The sequence below is a fragment of the Ktedonobacter sp. SOSP1-85 genome (assembly GCF_016587415.1).
In the GTDB taxonomy this organism is placed as follows: domain Bacteria; phylum Chloroflexota; class Ktedonobacteria; order Ktedonobacterales; family Ktedonobacteraceae; genus Ktedonobacter.
This window is the reverse complement of record NZ_BNJI01000001.1, coordinates 2,643,206-2,660,160: the sequence shown is the minus strand read 5'-3', so window position 1 is coordinate 2,660,160 and position 16,955 is coordinate 2,643,206. Positions and strand designations below refer to the sequence as shown.

The window sequence follows — 16,955 nt, the reverse complement described above, 5'->3', positions numbered from 1 at the left end:
CGATGCTTCGGTAAGAGTAAAAATATAGGATGTGGTTGTGGATCGGCAATGCTGATCCACAACCACATCCTATATTTTTACTCTTACTTGCTTATGGTGTGCCAGGCGTTTGCGCCAGCTTTTCGGGAGCAAGTTGCTCTGCTGGGTCAGGGTAATGCCCAGCAGAATGAGCACAACCCCTGCCCATTGGATAAGCTCCACGTGCTCTTTGAGGACCAACGTAGACATAATGATAACCACGGGTAGCTCAATAGAACCTAGAATGGTTGTGGTGCCCGCGCCAACGACGGGAACTCCTCGCGCGAAGAGGAACGGCGGGATAATGACGCCAAAGCAGCCAAGAATGATAGCCCAGAACCAGAGTCCATGAGAAAGCGCGCCAGTAAAGAGAAACTGTGGCGGAAAAATTACAAGAGTGATGATGAGTGCGCCCGTCATAATGAGGGTGCTACGCAGTGTTGGAGGAACCTCGGGCGCTACGCGCTCATTGATAACAATGTTTCCTGTATAGCTGACCGCGGCCAGCAGGCCCAGGCAGATACCCTTGAGGTCCAGGTGCGAGGTAAGTAAAACCTGGTAGTTGGCTGCCAGCACAGTGCCGATCAGGACCGCGACCAGGGCCAGCCAGCGACTAAGCGTAGGCGCCTTGCGCTGTAAGATCCAATCGACCAGCAACCCCATCCAGACAAACTGGAAGAGCAAGACGACGCCAAGCGAAGCTGAGATGGTCTGTAAGGCCATATAGTAAAAAACGCCGGTGAGTCCTGGAAAGAGGCCGCTGAGCAGGAGCTGCCCAAGCGTTAGCTTACGGATGTGGCGCAAATATTTGAGTGAAGGAAGGCTTAAGAGCCAGAGCCCCAGGCAGCCGAAGAGGATCTGGGAGCTTGTGATCTCTGCCACGGAGAAGCCCGCATGATAGCCTAACTTGACCACAGTGGAGAGAATGCCGAATGAGGCTCCCGCCAGCAGGACAAGAAGGGACGCTATAAATCTGTTCAAACCGATACACCTCCTGCATATGTCGCCTCCTCACCAACCGGGTCTGGGCACGCTGGCATGGTGTACAATCACAATAACATGTGATTATAGTGCTCTCAATGGCTAAAGCATCAGAAATGCCTACTAGCTGGATTGAGCCGATACCGTCGGTAATTGCTTACCCGTATTAGTTAGGTACGTAGCAGAAGATGTATTGCCTGAATGATCGGTCTACGTCTTGTTTTGCTCAATGGGGAGAACCTGAAGAGATGTAACTGCAATAGTTAAGCTACTAGAGTCGTGTACAACTCTCCCATTCGCTAGAATAGACGCGTGCGTGCCTCACCCGGCCAGGCTGGTGGGAGGCTCGTGTTCTTTTGTAGAAATCGTCTAACCAGAGAAATATTGTAACGTTCTCTGTTGCCATTTGTCAAATGAATTTATAGAAGTCTCGGGGCAAAATTTCGGGCATCCGCCCGAAATTTTGCCCCGAGACTTCTATGCTATGGAAAAATGCTTAGGGGGAAACGCTGGCTACACCTGGGGTCTGCATGCTGTTGATGGGAACGTAGCCCATCTCCTGGGCCTTCTGCTGGACACCTGAGCTAAGCATGAATTGCAGGAAGGCCTCCAGTGTGGCATCATCGCCTCCCAGCGTGTACATATGCTCATAGCTCCAGAAGTTGTATTTGCCTGAGGAGATCGTGCTGACGGTACCCTTCTGATTATCGATCTCTACGGTATGAATCGCGTTTGTGACGTAAGAAGCGCCCACATAGCCAATGGCTCCGGGCGTCTTCGCGACCGTGTCGCGGACGGTAGTAGAGGAGTCAGTTGTGAGGAGGGTACCCTTTTCGTCGCGGCCACCTAGAATGTATTTGCGGAAGGTCGCGCGTGTGCCGGAGTTGCTCGGGCGCACGATAGGGGTGATCTTGAGGTCTGGGCCACCTAGCTGGCTCCAGTTATTGATCTTGCCAGTTGAGAAAATATCAATAATCTGTTGCTGGGTGAGCGAGGGGACGGTAATACCTGGATTGGTGATCATCTCAAAGGGGGTGACGCAGACAATATGATCGGTGAGATTGGGATCAGGGTAGATCGCGGGATTGGCATAAATATCTGAATTGCCTATCTCCGCCTGTTGGGCAGTAACGGCATCGAGTCCATGTCCGCTGCCACCTCCGCTGACTTCAATCTTTGTTCCTGGATATTGCTGTTCAAATAGCTTGCCCGCTTCCTGTGCCAGGGGCAGCAGGGCTGTAGAGCCGGTGACGCGTAGTTTTCCCGTGATGGGCTGGCTCTGGCTGCCTGGTGCGCTACAACTAGTGAGCACATAGGTGCCGAGCAATAGACAACATAGCAGGGCTGCCCGGCGTAGCAGATTCTTACTTGAGGCCAGGCGACGTTTTTGGCCACTGGGGCGTAGTAAATATATATTTTTCAATGTTTCTAGTCCTCGACAAAATCAACATAGTATTGCTCAGTCTCTATTATCCTGCCCTTTTTTTAAGATATAGTTAACAATTTGTAATCTTTTGGGTAGTGGGAACTTTTTTACATGGTGAGACGTTTTGTCTGTGATGAAGATGGCGGAGCAGGGAAGAGGAAAGCGGTGCCTGGGAGGCACCAGAAATTGCCAGGTATGATGGCGTCTTAGTTACAGCCAAAGGAGCGTATGTTTATGCATACCCGATCTATAATAAAGCAGGAGGCGCATCCTATGCCCACTGAAAATGGTGCCTATACATTGCTGGTTCTTCGTCGTAAGCCTTTTTTGATAACCATTGTGCTCTCGCTGTTTCTGCTGCTCTTCCTGGCTGGATGTGGGGCTACGAGTAGTGGCACGGGCGGGACAGGCAGCGGCAATAGTAATCCAGGCAATGGCAGTACGAAGACCGTCAAGGGCTTTGGAGCCGAAAATGGTTGCCCCTCTGATGCAGTCCTTGAGACACGCCCATCTAACCCGACTGTAACAGTGAAGCCTACGCAGCAGGATAGCACAGTCACCGTTCATAAAGGCGATGTGATGGAGGTACAACTGCCCTTTGGTAGTCGCTGGGCTGGACCTACTAAGTCCGAGGGGCCGCTCCAGATGGAGATGACGGCGGGCTTTGCGGACCAGGGAGCCAAGGTCTGTGTCTGGCGCTTTAGCGTTCAGGGGACGGGCCATGCGACGCTGAACTTCAGCAAACGGGCGTTGTGCAATGGCAAAGAGCGCGTCTGCGCCATGTATATTATGCCTTATACCTTTACTGTTAACGCGCAGTAGCCGCGCAAGGTGACTCCCTGACTCCCCCTGTTTGTGACTGGGCTGACCTCTCCAGGCGAGGTCAGCCCTTTTTGTGCCATGAAGAGTTTCCCCTGTTCGCTATTGTTCTGTTGCCATGCCCGTTATTGCTGCTGCTACCTCTTGACAAGAAGGCGCTCTCAGTATATCGTTACAACATTCTACTAGCTATCTTATGCATTATCTTATTTCTATTGCCTGCTGTCTGTGTCGCATTTGTGCGAACCAGTGTTTTTATCTATTATTAGCGTGCATTGGGTTTGGAAAAGGAGTGTTTTATGGTGGAACGTTCGCTTCACATCACGGTTGCTCAAGGTACCGACACAGGACGTAAACGCTCGTTGAATGAAGATAGTTTGCTCGTTGAACTGCCTGAAGATGCACAAACCTTGCGCGAGCGAGGCGTGTTGCTTATCGTCGCCGACGGCCTGGGGGGTCATGCGCGCGGCGAGGTCGCCAGTGATATGGTGGTTAACGCGGTCAAACGCTTATATTATGAGAGCAAGGAAGCAAATATCGCCCAGGCACTAAAAGGGGTGATTCGCCAGGCCAACCTGGATCTTTTTAAGCGTGCCATCCAGGAGGGGAACGACATGGGAACCACCTGCGTGGCCTGCATCATTCAGGATTCGACCGCCTATATCGCGAATGTTGGTGATAGCCGGGCCTACCTGTTGCGCGAAGAGAGCATGCACCAGGTAACAGACGATCATTCCTGGGTGGCGGAACAGGTGCGAGCTGGCCTGATTACAGAAGAGCAGGCCCGGGTACATCCCCAGCGCAATGTTATCCTGCGTAGCCTGGGCATCGATCCAGGGGTGGAGATCGACATGTTTACCGAGACTCTACAGAATGGTGATATCTTGCTGCTCTGTTCGGATGGCCTCTCGGGTATGGTTGAGGATGATGAGATCGCACAGATTCTTCGTCAGCAGGAGCCTGAAGAGGGCGTGAAGCAATTGATCGCCCAGGCCAATGAGCATGGCGGGCTGGATAATATCACCGCCATTGTGGCGCGTGTCACTCTGGCCGAGGAAAATGTGCAGGAGCCCGAAACCAGCGCATAACAATGCCTGGGGGAACCAGAATAATTTTCCTTTATTTTCCCTTTTTCTGGTGCTTTCTTTATTTAGGTGAGGTGGGTATTACTCATGTTCGTGGGTAATACCCACCTTTTTCTTTTCGGGTACAGGCTGCCTTCTCGCGCCTGCGGCGCTGGCCAATTTCTTGAGTGGTGTGATGTCTCCTGGCAGCCTGCAGGCTGCCAGGAGACATCACACCACTCAACAAGAAGGATTTTATACCGCTAATAGCTTGTTTGTTGTGCTATGATGAAACCGTCTATTTATTCTGCCTGCCTGGATTCATAGTGGAGCTTCATGAGAGTGCAATTTGTGCCTATTGTAACTGCCGCTTTGCTACAAGGAGATCTGGCTGACCTTGTGCGTGAGGTCGTTTTTTTGGCGTTGATTGCGTTACTGGTAATTCTTGTGACGCGTCGTCTGACTGTCCCATACACATTGGGTTTGGTGGTGGTTGGGTTGCTAATTGGTGTCTTTAACCTGGCTCCCGAGGTGCGGTTGACTCCTGACCTGGTGCTGTTTGTCTTTCTGCCTGCACTGCTCTTCGAGGGGGCATGGTCGCTCTCGGTTGAGCGCCTGCGTGAGAATTGGAAGGTGATCTTTCTCCTGGCGTTTCCTGGCCTGTTGCTCTCGCTGGTGTTAATCGCGGTACCGCTACACGCTTTCGCGGGCCTTACCTGGCTGGATGCCTTCTTGCTGGCTGCGATCCTCTCGCCTACCGATCCGATTGCGGTGCTGGGCCTCTTTCGCCAGCTCTCGGTCAATGAGCAACTCGCGACTGTTATCGAGGCTGAGAGCCTCTTTAATGATGGGGTCGCGGGGGCGCTCTATCAGACATTTCTGGCGCTGGTCCTGCTCTCAATCAATGGCCAGGGCTTGCAGCCGGCACAGGCCTGGGGCCAGGGACTATCTACCTTCTTGCTGGAAGGAGGTGGCAGCGTTGTCGTGGGTCTGGCCTGTGGTTTCATCGTCACGCGTGGCGTGCGCTTAATCGATGACCCTATGATTGAGACGACGATTACGATTGTTACCGCCTATGGCGTCTACCTGATCGCTGATTTTTTGCATATGTCGGGCATTCTGGCGGTGATCTGCGCGGGCCTGGTGCTGGGCAGCTATGGACGCAAGCATGGCCTCTCTGAGCGAACCCTGGAGGTAACGGATAATTTCTGGGCTATGAGCGCCTTTCTGGTCAATGCTCTGCTCTTCTTGTTGGTAGGGGCGCAGATCAACCCGGTCCAATTTTTTTCCTCCCCCGATGCATATGGATTGCTGCTGAAGTGTGCCCTCGTGGTATGTTCGGTTCTGGTCTCACGCCTGGTCATGGTGCTCTTAATTCCGAGCAGCTTCCCGCCTTTTTCGGGTATGCGCTTGCGCTCCTGGCGTTTTGTCATCTTCTGGAGTGGCCTAAGAGGCGCGCTCTCGCTCGCACTCGTCCTGGCGCTTCCGCTCAATGTTCCAGATCGAAGTGCTTTGATCTACGATACCTATGCCGTCGTGCTCTTTACGCTCCTGGGCCAGGGGCTCAGCCTGCGCAGCATCCTGAAGAAACTTCCCTCTGTCACGCGCAAGCTGGTCGACTAGGGAGCGTTTTTCCTAGCTTTTGGTATGCACTCAGGACTTCTCGCCACTTCGTGGCTCGCCGGAGTCAAAGTGTGTGGTTGAGAGGCTGGCGAAGCCAGCCTCTCAACCACACACTTTGACTCCGGCGAAGCATCGTAGATGCTGTGAATACCTCGTACAGGGGAGGGCTTGAGTAGTTACGGTTTTGCTATAAAAGATAGATAGGCTTTATTATGTCTCAGGTAATTTACTTTGATTGTTTCTCGGGTATCAGTGGCGATATGACGCTTGGGGCCTTGCTGGACCTGGGCCTCTCTCTTGAAGATCTGCGAGCCGAACTGGCGAAGCTCCAGATCACGGATTGGCAGATTGCCAGCCGCCAGGAGGTACGTGGCTATATCGCGGGAACGCGCGCCCTGGTGACAGCTCCTGAGCAGGAGCAGCATCGCCACCTCTCAGATGTGCGCGCCATCATTGAGGCCAGCACGCTTTCGGAGCGGGTCAAGCGCCAGAGCCTGCATGTCTTTACCCTGCTGGCGGAGGCGGAGGGCAAGGTGCATGGTTATCCTGCCGAAGAGGTGCATTTTCACGAGGTCGGCGCGCTGGATGCGATTGTCGATATCGTAGGTGTGGTAGTGGGCCTTGAATTGCTGGATGTAGAGCGTGTCTTTGCCAGCCCCTTGCCTCTAGGGGCCGGCTGGACGCGAGCTGCGCACGGCTGGTTACCCCTACCCGCGCCTGCCGTGCTGAACCTGTTGTCTGCTGCTGGCGCGCCCATTACGCCAGATATGACGCCAGCCGAGCTGGTCACGCCAACCGGGGCCGCGCTGCTGGCGGCCCTGGCAGAGTTCCGCCGCCCTCCCCTGCGCCTGAGCCGCGTTGGCTACGGCCTGGGCAAGCGCGAGCTGGAGCGCCCCAATGTCCTGCGCTGCTGGCTCGGCGAACTCCTGGATGAACCCCAAAGTCATGCTCATACTCACCACCACGAGCACACGCGCACGCATGAACATAAACCTCTTTCCTAGGCATCGGGCTAATGTGCAAAAAGAAGATGGCGCGCATTTTACGCGCCATCTTCTTTTTGTATGTTTTTATTCAAAGTGGCAGTGTGAGAGGCCGCGCTTCGCCAGGTAACGCTGGTGATACTCCTCCGCACGGTAGAAGGTGGTGGCGGGAACGATCTGGGTCACGATGGGACGCTTGTAGCGACCGGAGGCCTGCATTCGCTCCTTGGAGGCCTCCGCCTCCTTCTGTTGCTCGGGAGTGTGATAGAAGATGGCCGAGCGGTACTGAGTGCCGACATCGGGACCCTGGCGATTGAGCGTGGTCGGATTATGGTTCTCCCAGAAGACCTGTAAGAGTTGGTCGTAGGGGACCTGCTCTGGATCATACTCCACCTCCACGACCTCGGCGTGCCCGGTTTGGTCTGTACAGACATCGCGATAGGTTGGGTTCGTGTAGGTGCCTCCCTCATAGCCAACGGCTGTATTGGTCACGCCCTTGATGCCACGGAAGGTCTCCTCAACGCCCCAGAAACAGCCTGCGCCAAAGGTGGCTTTCTCTAACTGTGCCATATGATACATTCTCCTTTCAGAGAAAACTGAAAAATGCTATATGTTATAAACTTCTACCTTTGAGAACAATCCCTCCCAGCCTTTAGTTCCCAAGAGAGGGAGTATGTACAATATTCGTATCAGGTCAATTCACATTTTAACCTCTTATATGGGTTATATGCTGTGTGATAGCGAGCTGGCTACGCCAGCTCGCTATCACACAGCATATAAAACAACACGTTGCAAGCAAGGGATATTTGCAAACAATGTTGACTATTTCACAGACAAAAAAGGATTTTTCGTGTATAACTTATAGGGATCTCTTTTCCTGATGAACACTGTCTATCACTATTATATTGATGTATGCCTATTTTTGAAGGGAGCACGCTTTTATTATGTCCAGCCAGCCTTCTCAAGATGTTCCCCCGTTGACATCGACGGGTACTCTCTCCTCCCTGGTGCGTACGTTGTTTAATCGCTATGCACGTGTCCTGCGCAATCCTGGTTTGCGTGTCTTTTCTGAGGAGAAAACGCGCGCCAGTGAGCCGCTGGTCCTGGTACAGGTTCTGGCTCTGGCCTGTTTTATCGCACTGACGATTGCGCTCTCGCAGCCATCGTTTACTCTGGTGACACCAATCTTTTATTCGGTCGCCTGTGTCTTTGTCATTGGCGGATTCTTCCTGACGGAGTATGTTTCTTACCTGACGGCGCGTGCCTTTCGTGGGCAGGGTAGCTTTGTACAACAGTGCTATCTCTCGCTGCTCATCTCTCTCCCTTTAACTGTCATTTACTTCTTTGTGGCTCGCATCCCCTTCGTGGGGGATCGCCTGGTGTGGCTGCTGGATGTCTATGGCTTTGTGCTCTATGTGATTATGATCCGAGCTGTACACAACCTGGACCTCTGGCGCGCGCTTGCCGCCACCATTACGCCATTTGTGGTAAGCATGGCTCTTATTGGGACACTGATCTTCCTGGGGATTGTACTGTAACAACATACACATTTGTGATGAGAGAGGGGCCGTGGATATGGGTAGCCTGTGGCTGCCCATATCCACGGCCCCTCTCTCATCACAACATTACTACTCGCCGCGGAGTTTGCTGTAGAGGACCTGGTCGTGCCAGGCGCCGTTGCGCCATTGAGCTTTGCGTACCACGCCCTCGCGTGTGAAGCCAGCCTTCTCCAGTGCGCGCTGCTCAGGGCGGTTTGTTATGTCTGTCATGGCCTCGACGCGCATAATGGGGAATGCCGCGAACAGATAGGCGGAGAGGAGTTGTTGTGCTTCGACGCCATAGCCTTTGCCCTGGTGCTCAGGCGCGAGGGCGATGCCGATCATATAGGCTTTGCTGCCCTCGTTTGGACCATAGCGTGTCATGTGGTAGTCTACGCTCCCCACAAGCTCTCCCTCTAGTGTCGTCACGACGAGGTGTCCCGAGCGGTCGCTGAGCGTGTCTCCCTCATCAAAGGCGCGTATCTGTAAGCCATACCCGCGCAAGCCAAAGTTGTTAAACTCGCCAATAAAGTCTGGATCATTGTTCCAGCGCTCTAATGTCTCCAGGTCTTCCTGCTTGATTGGTCGCAAAATAATATGTGTGCCACGTAGCATGTACAATTACCTCTCTATTATGTGAGCATTTGCATTCGCTGATTATTATAGAAGTTTTAGTGTATGCCATTTCTCAGTATTTGATGTTAGTCAGTGGGTATGATGGAGATAGTTTTCTATGGCTTGCCGATGACTGTGAAGCATTTTTCCAGGTAGCTTATCGGGTGCGAAGAAGTGTAGCGCAACTCCTTCATGGTCGTCAGGAAGAGGCTGCCCGCTGTAGGTCTGGGCGATGAAGACGGCGGTGACCGCGAAGGCTTCGTCCCCATTGGAGCATTGGAAATAGTAGTCGCGCCCTGAGAAGACCTCTTGCATATGTAGGGTGTGTAGCTCCAGTCCTGTTTCTTCCATGACCTCGCGCCGGGCGGTCTCCTCAAAAGATTCCCCCAGTTCCATCAACCCGCCTGGTAATCCCCAGGTGTCCTGTGGCTCTCTACGCTCTTGCAGAAGAATTTCTTTCTCTGCGTTAAGTACAATGACAACCGCTCCTGGCAGGATAAGCGGCCTGGTTCCTACTAGCCCGCGTATGGCCTGTATGTAACTCATGTATACCTGCTCTCTATTTATCTAGGCATGTGCTAGAGTCTGTTAGATTACGTCAAGTATACCATCTTAACTGTATGGAATGGAGAGAGACGGCCCCTTATCGGGTACAAAGGTGTTTTCTGGCTGACACGTTTTCGGCGTGGAAATATGTTACCATGCAAGGAGAAGTATTTCGTTACTGGTAGTTTATTTGAAAGGATAGATGTGCGAGCTATGTCTGACACACACTCTTCTCCTACCTCGCGTAGAGCCTATCGCTCGCGTATCGGCATCGTGGCCGACTCTCCTAATTTTCCAGGGGCCTGGAATGAGATTGTCGAGAAGGTGCGCCTGGCCGATGAACTGGGCTTCGATTCGGTCTGGCTGGGCGAGTCCTGGGGGTATGAACTCTTTACCTCGATGGGCGACCTGCTGCGGGCCACAAAGCGCATTAAAGTGGGAGCTGGAATCGCGAATATCTATTCGCGCACGCCAGCGTTGATTGCCAGCACTATCGCTACCCTGGACGAGCGTTCGGGTGGACGTGCCCTGCTGGGTCTGGGTCCCTCGGGTGCGAACGTTATTGAGCACTGGCATGGCGTCAAGTTTGAGAAACCGCTCAAGCGTACGCGGGAGTATGTGGACATTATCCGTATGATCTTACGCGGCGAGAAACTGGCCTATACTGGTGAGTTCTTTCAACTTGAGCGAGGTTTTAAGCTGCGCTTCACGCCTTTGCGCGCCGATATTCCGATCTACATTGCGGCCATGGGACCCAAGAACATTTCGCAGACAGGTGAGATCGGGGATGGCATTCTGCCCGTGTACTGGCCGGTGGAGAAGTTTGGCGAGATGCGCGTGCAACTGGATGAGAGTTCACAACAGGCGGGCCGTCCCGCGCATAGCGTGGCTATCGCGCCCTATATCACGACCGCCCTTCTGCCAGAGGGTGCCAGCGAGCAGCAGATTTTGAGCGCGCACCGAGCGGCCGCCTCGCCTCTGGCCTACTATATCGGCAAGATGGGGGTCTACTATGCGCAGATGCTCTCGCGCCATGGTTACACGGAAGATGTCCAGGCTGTGCTGGCTGGCTGGGAGAAAGGCATGAAGACGGCCATCGAAGCGGTTAGCCCGCGTATGCTCGATGCCGTCTCCATTGTAGGTACGCCACGGGAGGTTGTTGCTCGGTTGGATCAGTGGGCCGACCTGGGCGTGGATGAGCCGTTATTGACGATGCCTGGCGGTTCGCTTGATGAGACCGCGACCCTCCTGGGCATGTTGAGGGATGCCTTAAGCGAGGAGTAGCGCTTCTCGGCGAATGTATCCGCGTGTTGCAGTCTCCGCTTGACGGAGGGGTGCGAATGGAAGAGGAACTCCACAAGCGGAGAGGGCGAGATCTCGGTGAGATTCTGGTTAGCGAGCCTGCGCATGGCGCTTTTGAAGGCATCGACCTTCTGCGTCATCTGGAGCGCGTACTCGTCGGCCTGGTACTCCATGTGACGGCTGTAGATGTTGCCTACGGGCATCACGATCAGGCTAAAGAGCGCTGTTAACAGGAAGAAGAAGGGCAGCGTTGCCGGGTCCGTGAGGGACTGGTAATGCCCTTGTTGTTCAACCGCCTGGTGGAGTGCCAGGTTGGCGAGGTAGAGTCCACCCAGGGTCAGGATCGACTGGCTGACGATCATCTTCCAGATGTCATGATGGACATGGTGTCCCAGTTCATGGGCCAGCACGACCTCGATCTCATCCTCTGAATACCTGTCGGTCATGGTATCGCCCAGGACGATGCGGCGTGTATTGCCCAGGCCCATTAGAGCCGCGTTGGTGGCCGTGGTCTTATTGCTCATCTGCATGGTGAAGACGCCCTGGACGCGTGTATCAGCGCTGGCAGCCAGCTTAATCAGGCGTTCTGTAAGCTCGCCTGCTGGCAGTGGCTTGAATTTGTAGAAGAGGGGAAAGATCAAGATGGGCGCGAGATTAGCCATAATCACGGAGAAGAAGAGCATGGCCAGGGCTGTCCAGAGCCACCACCACTGGGGTTGGAGCGCGAGCAGGCCATAGATGAGCGAGATGGCCGCTGCCTCAAGTCCCAGATTGAGCACAAAGTTTTTGCCTACATCGCTGATCCAGGCGCTTAGGGTCTGGATAGAGATGCCATAGCGACGCGGCAGGATAAAGCTGCCATAGACCAGCGCGGGCGCGGCAAGCAGTTGATAGAAGAGTATGATTGCCAGGAAGTAGAGCAGAATCTGCCAGGGATACCAGCCCGCCAGGGGTTGCCACTGGAGGAATGGGAGGGTATGGGAGACCCAGCCTATGCGCGTCCCGGCCCGCACCAGGTCGCGTAATCCCGCATCCCATCGCGTAATGAGTATGATAAGCAGGCCAGCAGACACCACTCCCATATTGATGAGTGTGACATGCCGTCGCTTGCGTGCATATGCGCGAGCTTTCTTTTGTCTTTCCTTATCGATCTCCATACTACCGTACTCCTACCACGTGAAGCTGCCGCACTCATTATTTTCTACATCGCTTGCCTGTGCCAGCCATGCTGGGAGGCGTTCGTCCTGACACTTTTATTGTAGCAAGGGCCTGGCAGGGGGGATCTCCTGCCAGGAGTTGCATCTCTTCCATCTATTGATGGAACTAATGACTAGCGTCGGGTAAGTTCGGCCAGGTTGCCAAAGGAACGCTCAGCACTCTCCAGTGAAGGAATGGTTGGAGCGTCGTTCTCAACGATATACCAGGCCGCGCCAACCTCTTTAGCGGTGGTGTAGTAGCCCAGGATGTCCAGTGTACCATCGCCCACTTCCGCGAAGGTGCGCTCCGCCGTCATGTCTTTGAGGTGTACCAGGGGTACACGCCCGGCATGCTGTTGGAGATAGGCCTTGGGATCGACGCCGGCAAACGCGACCCAGTAGGTATCCAGTTCGAGTTTGACCAGCTCAGGATCTGTATTCTCAGCCAGGATATCCAGCAAGTAGCTGCCGTTTAGCTTCTCAAACTCGTGGTTGTGGTTGTGATAGGCGAGCGTGATTCCCGCCTCGTGGCAGCGTTTCCCATACTCGTTCATCTGCTTGGCGAAGGCCAGCAGACGTTCCGTGTCGTTGAGGTCCTCACGCGACATGTAGGGAACGATCAAATAAGGGCAACCAATCTGGCGGCAGTACTCGATCTCGCGTGCGCTGTCGGCCTGTAAAAGATGGTAGCCTACATGGCTGCCAGCTACTTTGAGTCCAGTCTCCTGGAGTAGGCCGCGCAGTTCTTCCGCGCTCAGGTCGCCATAGCCTGCGAATTCGACGCCCTGGTAGCCTAGCTGCGCAACCTTGCGAATCGTCCCTTTGAAATCCTGCGCTGTCTGATCGCGTACGGTGTAAAGCTGAAGCCCTACTTGCATAGACATGTATTCTCCCTTAGAGTGTTGTTACTTGATGTATCCACTGTCTTGAATTTCTACCCTCATTGGCAATAAGTAGTGCAGTTGGTAAGCAGCTGGCAAATTGTAGGGCCCAAGCTGGCTTGGACTCCTCCCTCAGGCAGAGCACCCTGACTCGTGGTGATAGGCCATGCCAGCATGGCCCCTACAACGCCCTTTGTGCCGATGAAGATACTTCAGTATATCACCTGCGGCGCCTGCTAACATATCTATGGCTGCCTCGGAATAGCGGAATTGTTTGAGATCTTATGGTTTTGTCGCGCGCGCTTGTCAGATTTCGCGACAGGGGTCAGCGTGAGCTTATCTGGCAGGGCCTCCGTGATTTCATGCAAAAATTGATTAGGTTGATCGAGGTGCATATAGTGTCCCGCTGCTGTAATGATGCGATTACGTGTTTGCGGCAGGGTACTGGCGAGCTTCTGTGCAACCTCGCGGAAAAACGGCTGACTGCGCGTACTTACCAGGCAGGTGACTGGCTGCTTGATTTGTGTGAGTTCATGCGTATGTATATACTCACCTGTTCCCGCTGCGTTCTCCTGTAGAGCTGCCTCTGCGTTGGTAAGTAGCACCTCGCGCCATTCTGGTGAGAGGTGTGTAAAGCTACTCTCGCCGGATTTTTCCTCTAAGAGATCGTGATAATATACCTCGGCTGCGGCTCGTAGGCCCTTTGTTTTCTGGAGATAGCGTAGGCGGACATTATCCAGGAAGGTGGTCACGGCCTTTTGCTTGCGCAGGTGAAAGGTGGCTTCGCAGAGGACGAGGGACGCGACCAGTTCTGGATGATGTAACGCCAGGTCGAGGGCGATAATCGCGCCCGTGTCTGCGCCAACAATAGTCGCTGGCGTGGCGCGCAACTGCTGGAGCAGAGTAGCGGCATCCTCGGCATGTTGATGGAGATCGCCTACAGGTGACTGCCTGGAGCGGCTAAAGCCCCGGCGATCATAGGCGATAACACGGTTGCGTGTCGCCAGGCGTTCAAAGGTACTTCCCCAGAGATCCGCATTGGCCCCATTGGCATGAATCAGCAGGATGGGGAGCCCGGCACCCTTTTCTTTGTAAAAAAGGTCTGCGTTGTGTATGCTGGCTGTTGGCATAGACATCTCTCTTTCCAGGTGAAACGAAGTTTTAAGATTGTGGTTGCCATCCCTGTTCGCGGTAAATGCGCAGTGTTTGCTGATCGCCGGGTACATAGCTGACCATGGAGTAGTTTGCGATACCAGTAAAAACGGTGGTTGCTGTACGTAGGGTCAGTCTTCCCAGTGTACTATGCTGTACCTGGAACACGAATGAGGGGACGGGTTTTCCCTGCGAGTAGGATGAATTGGCGATGCGTCTAAACTCTGGAAGTTCGCGCAGGCGTTTGCGCAGGGCCTTATATTCTGGAAGATGGGTGCTGGTGCTGGCATTATACTGAAAGTCGCTGACCAGGCGGCGAGCCAGGTTCTCCCAGCCATGAAAGCGCCGCCGCATCTCGGGATCAAATACAAACTCCAGTAAATGCAGATTCTTTTGCTGAGAGCGTTCCTCGGAAATCTCAAATAATTGTAGGGAGGCCTCGTTCCAGGCGTGTAGGTACCAGAGGCGATTGAGGGCGTGCGCGGGATAGGAGGTATTTTGTACCAGCAGGCTTGCCAGATCTCCTAATTCGAGGAGGGCCTCTTCGGGTTCCTGACTAATATAGTGCCCGGTCAGGCGCGTATAGGCATCATAGAGCTCCTGCCGTTCGTCGCTTACGAGTTCAAAGGCCCTGGCGAGAAGTTGCACGACATGCGGCGAGGGATTGGCGCGCTGCCCTGTCTCCAGGTGATAGATATAAGTGCGGGAGAGGCGTGTGGCCTGGGCGAGCTGCCCCTGGGACATGCCTCGTGTCTGGCGTAAATGGGTGATCAGTTGTGGAAAAGTAAATGTTTTGCTATGTATCATCCCTGGCCTTTACTCTCTCTATGATAATCCCTTTTTCGTTAGCTATACTCTATTATGCCCAAAAATTTGTTAGCTGGCAACGTGGCTATTACTCTATACGCGCCATATAATTAGAGAAAGGAGAAATGGGTTGTTGGTGCTTATCGCCGCGACAGAGTGGTCGCTCAGAGCGTCGCATGGATGATGTCCCCCTATGGAGAGGAGCTTTGGCTAAATGTCTGACCCATCTTTAATCAACAACACCCCAGAGCAGCAGCGTTTCTCTACTCTTACCAGTGATGGACGCGAAGAACTTCTTCGGGAGCGACCATGGATACGTCACTACCAGGAAGGTGTTCCCGCTCTTCTTGATATTCCTGATCGCGCTGTAACGTCTCTGCTCGACACGACTGCCAGTCGCTACCCAAGCGCCTGCGCTATCAGCTACTTTGGCGCCAAGCTGACCTATGCTCAGCTCTCGCACCTGGCCAATCGCTTTGCGATTAGCTTACAGAAGCTAGGTATTCACAAGGGCGACCGTGTGGCCATCGCATTGCCAAATATTCCCCAGTACCCGATTGCCTTCTTCGGGGCATTGCGTGCGGGCGCGGTTGTTGTTCCTACCAATCCACTGTATACAGCGCATGAGATGCGTCACCAGATGGCCGATTCTGGCGCGCGTGTCCTGATTATGCTCGATGATTATTATCCTGTTGTACGCGAGATACGCAAGGAAACAGCCCTTGAGCATGTTATTTTAACCAGCCCCTCGGATTACTTGCCAGTTGTCTTGCGTACGCTCTATCCTCTGAGCCATCGTGGCACGAATAAGTCGGGTCCGCTCTTATCTGAAAAAGAGCGGCGCGGCGATGAGTCGCTACATGTCATGAGCGCCATGTTAGAGTCACATGCCACGCGTGGCGGTATTGAGTTGTTCAGCCTGCCCGAAGCGGCGAAGGGCGATGACCTGGCCCTGCTGCAATATACAGGTGGCACCACTGGTCTCTCCAAGGGTGCGATGCTTACGCACCGCAACCTGATAGCCAATGCCATGCAGACGCGCTATTGGACAACTATGGCTCGCGATGCCCAGGAAATTACCCTGTGTGCCGCTCCCTTCTTCCATGCCTATGGTCTGACGGTCGGTATGAATCTCTCGATTCTGATCGCGGCAACGATGGTCCTTATCCCTCGCTTCAAGCCCGATGAGGTCCTGGATACAATTCGGCGGACGCGTCCAACTCTCTTTCCGGGGATTCCGACGATGTATATCGCGATTTTGCGCGAGGCGGGCAAGAATCCTGAGTACCTTAGCTCTATCCAATATTGTATCAGTGGCGCGGCTCCTTTGCCAGCCAAAGTACAGACGGATTTTGAGTCCGCGACCAGGGCCAAGCTGGTCGAGGGGTATGGTCTGAGCGAGGCCGCGCCTGTGACGCACTGCAACCCACTGAATGATAATCGGCGCGGCGGCAGCATTGGTCTTCCTCTTCCAGAGGTCGAGGCTGCGATCATGAACATTGCCACTGGCGAACTGCTTCCCGTCAATGAGATTGGCGAGATCGTGGTCAAGGGTCCCAATATTATGCAGGGTTACTGGAATCGGCCAGAGGAGACCACGGATATCTTCCGCAACAGCTGGATGCGCACGGGCGATATTGGCCGCATGGATGAAGATGGCTTTTTCTACGTAGTTGACCGGGCCAAGGATCTGATCCTCGCCAGCGGCTTTAACGTCTATCCTCGCGAGGTCGAGGAGGTGCTCTTCCGCCACCCTTCGGTTGCTGAGGCCGCCGTCACCGCTGTTCCCCACGAGTATCGTGGTGAGACTGTGGGAGCTTTTATCGTGCTCAAGCCCGGCGTCGCGCCCTCTGAAGAAACTCGCCAGCAAATTATCGCTTTTTGTAAAGAAGAATTAACCTCTTATAAAGTGCCTAAGGTTGTGGAGTTCCGCAAAAATCTGCCGAAAACACTTGTCGGCAAGGTCCTTCGGCGCGAACTTCGTGTTGAAAAACAAGCATAGCC

Annotated in this window: 16 protein-coding genes; 7 read left to right on the top strand and 9 right to left on the bottom strand. The window is 53.9% G+C overall.

The features are described from left to right. Positions 1 to 69: 69 nt before the first annotated feature. Together KTE_RS11090 and KTE_RS11085 are read right to left on the bottom strand one after the other, a co-directional pair. A complete protein-coding gene (locus KTE_RS11090) occupies positions 70 to 999 on the bottom strand; it encodes a DMT family transporter (protein ID WP_201380986.1) in 930 nt (309 codons plus the stop codon). 496 nt (positions 1,000 to 1,495) lie between these two features. Next, positions 1,496 to 2,422, bottom strand: a complete 927-nt coding sequence (locus KTE_RS11085) for a phosphate ABC transporter substrate-binding protein (protein WP_201380984.1) — start codon at positions 2,420 to 2,422, stop codon at positions 1,496 to 1,498. A gap of 237 nt (positions 2,423 to 2,659) precedes the next feature. Here KTE_RS11085 and KTE_RS11080 point away from each other — a divergent pair, with 237 nt between their 5' ends. From KTE_RS11080 to KTE_RS11065, 4 genes are all read left to right on the top strand, one after another. Continuing rightward, entirely contained in the window at positions 2,660 to 3,247 is a 588-nt protein-coding gene (locus tag KTE_RS11080; protein WP_201380982.1) for a hypothetical protein, read from the top strand. A gap of 296 nt (positions 3,248 to 3,543) precedes the next feature. Continuing rightward, positions 3,544 to 4,332, top strand: coding sequence for a Stp1/IreP family PP2C-type Ser/Thr phosphatase (locus KTE_RS11075; RefSeq protein WP_201380981.1), 789 nt, complete (start codon positions 3,544 to 3,546; stop codon positions 4,330 to 4,332). Positions 4,333 to 4,644: 312 nt separating this feature from the next. After that, entirely contained in the window at positions 4,645 to 5,931 is a 1,287-nt protein-coding gene (locus KTE_RS11070; RefSeq protein WP_201380980.1) for a sodium:proton antiporter, read from the top strand. A 212-nt stretch (positions 5,932 to 6,143) separates the two neighbouring features. Then, positions 6,144 to 6,935 carry a LarC family nickel insertion protein gene (locus KTE_RS11065; protein ID WP_201380979.1) on the top strand — a complete coding sequence of 264 codons (792 nt, stop codon included), beginning with the start codon at positions 6,144 to 6,146 and terminating at the stop codon, positions 6,933 to 6,935. Between the two features lie 66 nt (positions 6,936 to 7,001). Here KTE_RS11065 and msrA read toward each other — a convergent pair whose 3' ends face one another. Next, positions 7,002 to 7,484: a peptide-methionine (S)-S-oxide reductase MsrA gene (gene msrA, locus KTE_RS11060; protein ID WP_201380978.1), complete on the bottom strand. Its 483-nt coding sequence runs from the start codon at positions 7,482 to 7,484 to the stop codon at positions 7,002 to 7,004. Between the two features lie 374 nt (positions 7,485 to 7,858). Between msrA and KTE_RS11055 the strand changes: the two genes are divergently transcribed. Next, positions 7,859 to 8,452: a YIP1 family protein gene (locus KTE_RS11055; protein WP_201380977.1), complete on the top strand. Its 594-nt coding sequence runs from the start codon at positions 7,859 to 7,861 to the stop codon at positions 8,450 to 8,452. A gap of 90 nt (positions 8,453 to 8,542) precedes the next feature. Here the strand turns inward: KTE_RS11055 and KTE_RS11050 are convergent, their stop codons facing one another. Together KTE_RS11050 and KTE_RS11045 are read right to left on the bottom strand one after the other, a co-directional pair. Next, positions 8,543 to 9,067, bottom strand: coding sequence for a GNAT family N-acetyltransferase (locus KTE_RS11050; RefSeq protein WP_201380976.1), 525 nt, complete (start codon positions 9,065 to 9,067; stop codon positions 8,543 to 8,545). A 90-nt stretch (positions 9,068 to 9,157) separates the two neighbouring features. Then, positions 9,158 to 9,613, bottom strand: coding sequence for an NUDIX hydrolase (locus tag KTE_RS11045; protein ID WP_201380975.1), 456 nt, complete (start codon positions 9,611 to 9,613; stop codon positions 9,158 to 9,160). A gap of 213 nt (positions 9,614 to 9,826) precedes the next feature. Between KTE_RS11045 and KTE_RS11040 the strand changes: the two genes are divergently transcribed. Then, a complete protein-coding gene (locus KTE_RS11040; protein ID WP_201380973.1) occupies positions 9,827 to 10,897 on the top strand; it encodes an LLM class flavin-dependent oxidoreductase in 1,071 nt (356 codons plus the stop codon). On the opposite strand, the gene KTE_RS11035 is transcribed toward KTE_RS11040, so the two are convergent. The 4 genes from KTE_RS11035 to KTE_RS11020 all read right to left on the bottom strand — a co-directional run bounded on the left by KTE_RS11035 (position 10,786) and on the right by KTE_RS11020 (position 14,951). Continuing rightward, positions 10,786 to 12,072, bottom strand: coding sequence for a M48 family metallopeptidase (locus KTE_RS11035; RefSeq protein WP_201380972.1), 1,287 nt, complete (start codon positions 12,070 to 12,072; stop codon positions 10,786 to 10,788). The two genes, KTE_RS11040 and KTE_RS11035, sit on opposite strands and share 112 nt — an antisense overlap. Before the next feature lie 173 nt (positions 12,073 to 12,245). Further along, positions 12,246 to 12,995, bottom strand: a complete 750-nt coding sequence (locus tag KTE_RS11030) for a sugar phosphate isomerase/epimerase (RefSeq protein WP_201380971.1) — start codon at positions 12,993 to 12,995, stop codon at positions 12,246 to 12,248. A 242-nt stretch (positions 12,996 to 13,237) separates the two neighbouring features. Then, positions 13,238 to 14,122 carry an alpha/beta fold hydrolase gene (locus tag KTE_RS11025; protein ID WP_201380970.1) on the bottom strand — a complete coding sequence of 295 codons (885 nt, stop codon included), beginning with the start codon at positions 14,120 to 14,122 and terminating at the stop codon, positions 13,238 to 13,240. A gap of 31 nt (positions 14,123 to 14,153) precedes the next feature. After that, the gene (locus KTE_RS11020) at positions 14,154 to 14,951 is read right to left on the bottom strand and encodes a helix-turn-helix transcriptional regulator (protein ID WP_201370686.1); all 798 of its coding nucleotides are present in this window, start codon (positions 14,949 to 14,951) and stop codon (positions 14,154 to 14,156) included. A gap of 214 nt (positions 14,952 to 15,165) precedes the next feature. Between KTE_RS11020 and KTE_RS11015 the strand changes: the two genes are divergently transcribed. Then, entirely contained in the window at positions 15,166 to 16,953 is a 1,788-nt protein-coding gene (locus KTE_RS11015) for a long-chain fatty acid--CoA ligase (RefSeq protein WP_201380969.1), read from the top strand. Positions 16,954 to 16,955: the final 2 nt, after the last annotated feature.

Excerpts from the sequence above, each read along its gene's own strand:
- KTE_RS11025 (WP_201380970.1), bottom strand. The coding sequence starts at position 14,122 with ATGCCAACAGCCAGCATACACAACGCAGACCTTTTTTACAAAGAAAAG.
- KTE_RS11070 (WP_201380980.1), top strand. The coding sequence starts at position 4,645 with ATGAGAGTGCAATTTGTGCCTATTGTAACTGCCGCTTTGCTACAAGGA.
- KTE_RS11080 (WP_201380982.1), top strand. The coding sequence starts at position 2,660 with ATGCATACCCGATCTATAATAAAGCAGGAGGCGCATCCTATGCCCACT.
- KTE_RS11045 (WP_201380975.1), bottom strand. The coding sequence starts at position 9,613 with ATGAGTTACATACAGGCCATACGCGGGCTAGTAGGAACCAGGCCGCTT.
- KTE_RS11030 (WP_201380971.1), bottom strand. The coding sequence starts at position 12,995 with ATGTCTATGCAAGTAGGGCTTCAGCTTTACACCGTACGCGATCAGACA.
- KTE_RS11040 (WP_201380973.1), top strand. The coding sequence starts at position 9,827 with ATGTCTGACACACACTCTTCTCCTACCTCGCGTAGAGCCTATCGCTCG.
- msrA (WP_201380978.1), bottom strand. The coding sequence starts at position 7,484 with ATGGCACAGTTAGAGAAAGCCACCTTTGGCGCAGGCTGTTTCTGGGGC.
- KTE_RS11075 (WP_201380981.1), top strand. The coding sequence starts at position 3,544 with ATGGTGGAACGTTCGCTTCACATCACGGTTGCTCAAGGTACCGACACA.
- KTE_RS11055 (WP_201380977.1), top strand. The coding sequence starts at position 7,859 with ATGTCCAGCCAGCCTTCTCAAGATGTTCCCCCGTTGACATCGACGGGT.
- KTE_RS11015 (WP_201380969.1), top strand. The coding sequence starts at position 15,166 with ATGTCTGACCCATCTTTAATCAACAACACCCCAGAGCAGCAGCGTTTC.
- KTE_RS11020 (WP_201370686.1), bottom strand. The coding sequence starts at position 14,951 with ATGATACATAGCAAAACATTTACTTTTCCACAACTGATCACCCATTTA.
- KTE_RS11035 (WP_201380972.1), bottom strand. The coding sequence starts at position 12,072 with ATGGAGATCGATAAGGAAAGACAAAAGAAAGCTCGCGCATATGCACGC.
- KTE_RS11065 (WP_201380979.1), top strand. The coding sequence starts at position 6,144 with ATGTCTCAGGTAATTTACTTTGATTGTTTCTCGGGTATCAGTGGCGAT.
- KTE_RS11050 (WP_201380976.1), bottom strand. The coding sequence starts at position 9,067 with ATGCTACGTGGCACACATATTATTTTGCGACCAATCAAGCAGGAAGAC.